Below are 5,614 nucleotides of genomic sequence, written 5' to 3' on the forward strand. Positions count from 1 at the left end.
CCCAAAGACAAACCCCCGATCCTCTTACGAAGATCGGGGGTTTGGTGTAGAAGCTTGACGATGACCTACTCTCACATGGGGAAACCCCACACTACCATCGGCGATGCGTCGTTTCACTACTGAGTTCGGGATGGGATCAGGTGGTTCCAACGCTCTATGGTCGTCAAGCAATTCGGTTGGGGAGTCGGTGTTGAGTCGCTTCCCCTAATGGGTATGTGATGGTGTTTCGGTATTGCTTTCGCTTTGCGAGCGTTGCGTCTTTTCGGTTTGTTGTCGACTTCAACCGTCTGACACACAAACAACAAATTGTTTGGGTGTTATATGGTCAAGCCTCACGGGCAATTAGTATTGGTTAGCTCAACGCCTCACAGCGCTTACACACCCAACCTATCAACGTCGTAGTCTTCGACGGCCCTTCAGGGAGCTCAAGGCTCCAGTGAGATCTCATCTTGAGGCAAGTTTCCCGCTTAGATGCTTTCAGCGGTTATCTCTTCCGAACATAGCTACCCGGCAATGCCACTGGCGTGACAACCGGAACACCAGAGGTTCGTCCACTCCGGTCCTCTCGTACTAGGAGCAGCCCCTCTCAAATCTCAAACGTCCACGGCAGATAGGGACCGAACTGTCTCACGACGTTCTAAACCCAGCTCGCGTACCACTTTAAATGGCGAACAGCCATACCCTTGGGACCGGCTTCAGCCCCAGGATGTGATGAGCCGACATCGAGGTGCCAAACACCGCCGTCGATATGAACTCTTGGGCGGTATCAGCCTGTTATCCCCGGAGTACCTTTTATCCGTTGAGCGATGGCCCTTCCATACAGAACCACCGGATCACTAAGACCTACTTTCGTACCTGCTCGACGTGTCTGTCTCGCAGTCAAGCGCGCTTTTGCCTTTATACTCTACGACCGATTTCCGACCGGTCTGAGCGCACCTTCGTACTCCTCCGTTACTCTTTAGGAGGAGACCGCCCCAGTCAAACTACCCACCATACACTGTCCTCGATCCGGATAACGGACCAGAGTTAGAACCTCAAAGTTGCCAGGGTGGTATTTCAAGGTTGGCTCCACGCGAACTGGCGTCCACGCTTCAAAGCCTCCCACCTATCCTACACAAGCAAATTCAAAGTCCAGTGCAAAGCTATAGTAAAGGTTCACGGGGTCTTTCCGTCTAGCCGCGGATACACTGCATCTTCACAGCGATTTCAATTTCACTGAGTCTCGGGTGGAGACAGCGCCGCCATCGTTACGCCATTCGTGCAGGTCGGAACTTACCCGACAAGGAATTTCGCTACCTTAGGACCGTTATAGTTACGGCCGCCGTTTACCGGGGCTTCGATCAAGAGCTTCGCTTGCGCTAACCCCATCAATTAACCTTCCGGCACCGGGCAGGCGTCACACCCTATACGTCCACTTTCGTGTTTGCAGAGTGCTGTGTTTTTAATAAACAGTCGCAGCGGCCTGGTATCTTCGACCGGCATGAGCTTACGGGGTAAACCCTTCACCCTCACCGGCGCACCTTCTCCCGAAGTTACGGTGCCATTTTGCCTAGTTCCTTCACCCGAGTTCTCTCAAGCGCCTTGGTATTCTCTACCCAACCACCTGTGTCGGTTTGGGGTACGGTTCCTAGTTACCTGAAGCTTAGAGGCTTTTCCTGGAAGCATGGCATCAACCACTTCTCCTTCTAAAAGAAGGATCGTCATCAGTTCTCGGCATTAAGATCCCGGATTTACCTAAGACCTCTGCCTACCACCTTAAACTTGGACAACCAACGCCAAGCTGGCCTAGCCTTCTCCGTCCCCCCATCGCAGTAACTAGAAGTACGGGAATATTAACCCGTTTCCCATCGACTACGCTCTTCAGCCTCGCCTTAGGGACCGACTCACCCTGCGTCGATTAACGTTGCGCAGGAACCCTTGGTCTTTCGGCGTGGGAGTTTTTCACTCCCATTGTCGTTACTCATGTCAGCATTCGCACTTCTGATACCTCCAGCAAGCTTCTCAACTCACCTTCACAGGCTTACAGAACGCTCCTCTACCGCTCATCTTACGATGAACCCGTAGCTTCGGTACCTGGTTTGAGCCCCGTTACATCTTCCGCGCAGGCCGACTCGACTAGTGAGCTATTACGCTTTCTTTAAAGGGTGGCTGCTTCTAAGCCAACCTCCTAGCTGTCTGAGCCTTCCCACATCGTTTCCCACTTAACCAGGATTTTGGGACCTTAGCTGACGGTCTGGGTTGTTTCCCTTTTCACGACGGACGTTAGCACCCGCCGTGTGTCTCCCGTGCTGACACTTGCTGGTATTCGGAGTTTGCATCGGTTTGGTAAGTCGGGATGACCCCCTAGCCGAAACAGTGCTCTACCCCCAGCAGTGATACACGAGGCGCTACCTAAATAGCTTTCGAGGAGAACCAGCTATCTCCGAGCTTGATTAGCCTTTCACTCCGATCCACAGGTCATCCGCTAACTTTTCAACGGTAGTCGGTTCGGTCCTCCAGTTAGTGTTACCCAACCTTCAACCTGCCCATGGATAGATCGCCCGGTTTCGGGTCTATTCCCAGCGACTAGACGCCCTATTAAGACTCGCTTTCGCTACGCCTCCCCTATTCGGTTAAGCTCGCCACTGAAAATAAGTCGCTGACCCATTATACAAAAGGTACGCAGTCACCTAACAAAGTAGGCTCCCACTGCTTGTACGCATACGGTTTCAGGATCTATTTCACTCCCCTCTCCGGGGTTCTTTTCGCCTTTCCCTCACGGTACTAGTTCACTATCGGTCAGTCAGTAGTATTTAGCCTTGGAGGATGGTCCCCCCATATTCAGACAAAGTTTCTCGTGCTCCGTCCTACTCGATTTCACTTCTAAGACCTTTTCGCGTACAGGGCTATCACCCACTATGGCCGCACTTTCCAGAGCGTTCCGCTAAAATCAAAGAAGCTTAAGGGCTAGTCCCCGTTCGCTCGCCACTACTAAGGGAATCTCGGTTGATTTCTTTTCCTCAGGGTACTTAGATGTTTCAGTTCCCCTGGTTCGCCTCACACACCTATGTATTCAGTGTGTGATAACCATCTTATGATGGCTGGGTTCCCCCATTCAGACATCTCCGGATCAAAGTCTGTTTGCCGACTCCCCGAAGCTTTTCGCAGGCTACCACGTCTTTCATCGCCTCTGACTGCCAAGGCATCCACCGTATGCGCTTCTTCACTTGACCATATAACCCCAAGCAATCTGGTTATTGTCTAATAACGTGAAGACGACATTCGCCGAAAATCCGCAATTTTACTCGCAAATTTTACCTTGACTTGAATAATCACCAGTGAAAGTGATCACTCAAATCTACTTCTATCACATACCCAAATTTTTAAAGAACATTTACTGGCGCAAAGACCAGAAATCAATACACTCCCTAAGGAATCTATTCATTTCTGTGCTTTCAAGCGATGACGAGAATAATGGTGGAGCCAAGCGGGATCGAACCGCTGACCTCCTGCGTGCAAAGCAGGCGCTCTCCCAGCTGAGCTATGGCCCCATCTACAGATCGGCCACATCCCATGACAATTGGTGGGTCTGGGCAGATTCGAACTGCCGACCTCACCCTTATCAGGGGTGCGCTCTAACCAACTGAGCTACAGACCCAATCGTCTCTCTCGGGTCGAAACCCAATCGCTTTTCGCTAGTGAATCAAGCAATTCGTGTGGGAACTTATGAAGAAGCTGAAGTCTTCGATTAAGGAGGTGATCCAGCCGCAGGTTCCCCTACGGCTACCTTGTTACGACTTCACCCCAGTCATGAATCACTCCGTGGTAACCGTCCTCCCGAAGGTTAGACTAGCTACTTCTGGAGCAACCCACTCCCATGGTGTGACGGGCGGTGTGTACAAGGCCCGGGAACGTATTCACCGTGACATTCTGATTCACGATTACTAGCGATTCCGACTTCACGCAGTCGAGTTGCAGACTGCGATCCGGACTACGATCGGTTTTATGGGATTAGCTCCACCTCGCGGCTTGGCAACCCTTTGTACCGACCATTGTAGCACGTGTGTAGCCCAGGCCGTAAGGGCCATGATGACTTGACGTCATCCCCACCTTCCTCCGGTTTGTCACCGGCAGTCTCCTTAGAGTGCCCACCATTACGTGCTGGTAACTAAGGACAAGGGTTGCGCTCGTTACGGGACTTAACCCAACATCTCACGACACGAGCTGACGACAGCCATGCAGCACCTGTGTCAGAGTTCCCGAAGGCACCAATCCATCTCTGGAAAGTTCTCTGCATGTCAAGGCCTGGTAAGGTTCTTCGCGTTGCTTCGAATTAAACCACATGCTCCACCGCTTGTGCGGGCCCCCGTCAATTCATTTGAGTTTTAACCTTGCGGCCGTACTCCCCAGGCGGTCGACTTAATGCGTTAGCTGCGCCACTAAGATCTCAAGGATCCCAACGGCTAGTCGACATCGTTTACGGCGTGGACTACCAGGGTATCTAATCCTGTTTGCTCCCCACGCTTTCGCACCTCAGTGTCAGTATTAGCCCAGGTGGTCGCCTTCGCCACTGGTGTTCCTTCCTATATCTACGCATTTCACCGCTACACAGGAAATTCCACCACCCTCTGCCATACTCTAGCTTGCCAGTTTTGGATGCAGTTCCCAGGTTGAGCCCGGGGCTTTCACATCCAACTTAACAAACCACCTACGCGCGCTTTACGCCCAGTAATTCCGATTAACGCTTGCACCCTTCGTATTACCGCGGCTGCTGGCACGAAGTTAGCCGGTGCTTATTCTGTCGGTAACGTCAAAACACTAACGTATTAGGTTAATGCCCTTCCTCCCAACTTAAAGTGCTTTACAATCCGAAGACCTTCTTCACACACGCGGCATGGCTGGATCAGGCTTTCGCCCATTGTCCAATATTCCCCACTGCTGCCTCCCGTAGGAGTCTGGACCGTGTCTCAGTTCCAGTGTGACTGATCATCCTCTCAGACCAGTTACGGATCGTCGCCTTGGTGAGCCATTACCTCACCAACTAGCTAATCCGACCTAGGCTCATCTATTAGCGCAAGGCCCGAAGGTCCCCTGCTTTCTCCCGTAGGACGTATGCGGTATTAGCGTTCCTTTCGAAACGTTGTCCCCCACTAATAGGCAGATTCCTAGGCATTACTCACCCGTCCGCCGCTGAATCATGGAGCAAGCTCCACTCATCCGCTCGACTTGCATGTGTTAGGCCTGCCGCCAGCGTTCAATCTGAGCCATGATCAAACTCTTCAGTTCAATACTGCATGGGTTTTGAGAAAACCCTAAACTTGGCTCAGCAATCGCAATCTCTTCTAAAGGTTACCCTCAAGAAGAGCACTCAATGATTTCTCGTTGAGTATTTGTGATGCTGATAATCTTGCTGACTACCAGTCTTACCTCACAAGCACCCACACGAATTGCTTGATTCAGTTGTTAAAGAGCGTTTCGATCAAGTCTTTCGTCTCAACCGAGGCCGCGCATTCTACAGCAGCCTTGTGTCTCGTCAAGCTGTTTTTGAAGAAGTTTTTCTTTCTTCTCAACCGCTTGCGCTTCCGATCAACCTAGCGTCTCTCGTCAGCGGGAGGCGAATCATACAGCGTCTAAA

At 51.6% G+C, this 5,614-nt stretch carries 2 tRNA genes and 3 rRNA genes; all 5 read right to left on the reverse strand.

From position 1 onward, the window contains the following. Nucleotides 1-52: 52 nt before the first annotated feature. Nucleotides 53-168 (reverse strand): 5S ribosomal RNA (gene rrf / locus RT21_RS22560). 153 nt (nucleotides 169-321) lie between these two features. Continuing rightward, nucleotides 322-3,212 (reverse strand): 23S ribosomal RNA (locus tag RT21_RS22565). A 242-nt stretch (nucleotides 3,213-3,454) separates the two neighbouring features. Beyond that, nucleotides 3,455-3,530: transfer RNA gene (locus tag RT21_RS22570), tRNA-Ala, on the reverse strand. Nucleotides 3,531-3,560: 30 nt separating this feature from the next. Then, nucleotides 3,561-3,637, reverse strand: a tRNA-Ile gene (locus RT21_RS22575). A 91-nt stretch (nucleotides 3,638-3,728) separates the two neighbouring features. After that, nucleotides 3,729-5,265, reverse strand: a 16S ribosomal RNA gene (locus RT21_RS22580). The 16S, 23S and 5S rRNA genes sit together here with 2 tRNA genes alongside, the layout of an rRNA operon. Nucleotides 5,266-5,614: the final 349 nt, after the last annotated feature.

The organism is Pseudomonas sp. 10B238 (assembly GCF_000970615.1).
Classification (GTDB): domain Bacteria; phylum Pseudomonadota; class Gammaproteobacteria; order Pseudomonadales; family Pseudomonadaceae; genus Stutzerimonas.